The sequence below is a fragment of the Pseudomonas sp. 58(2021) genome (assembly GCF_017491585.1).
Lineage (GTDB): Bacteria > Pseudomonadota > Gammaproteobacteria > Pseudomonadales > Pseudomonadaceae > Aquipseudomonas > Aquipseudomonas fluorescens_BT.
Genome location: NZ_JAFGYZ010000067.1, coordinates 1 through 318, shown reverse-complemented (window position 1 = coordinate 318; position 318 = coordinate 1). Strand labels below are relative to the sequence as shown.

General features: G+C 65.7%; 1 pseudogene. It reads right to left on the bottom strand.

Annotated features, from left to right (window positions below):
* Positions 1-318 (bottom strand): annotated as a pseudogene (locus J5M72_RS28785) (hypothetical protein); the annotation flags it as partial.

The following is a 318-nucleotide window of genomic DNA, read 5'->3' as shown; positions in this document are numbered from 1 at the left end:
TGGTCCAGATGCCGGTGGATGGGTCCGCTGTGGCGTTACCCTTGCTGACGGCCCCGTCGAGGATCTCCACCTGCTGGCCCTTGCTGGCGGTGCCCGTCAGTTTCACGGTTGTGTCGACGGTGGTGCCGCCATCTGGAATCACGGTGCCTTTGGAATCCTGGGCGTTGGTGATGGTCGGCGCCGCCGCCGCAGTCACGGTCAGTGTCCGTGCCCCCGAAGTCTGGCCCGCGCCGTACAGTGCTTTGGCGGTGAAGCTGTGCGCTGCCACGCTCAACCCCGTAAGGTCTTTGGTCCAGATGCCGGTGGATGGGTCCGCTG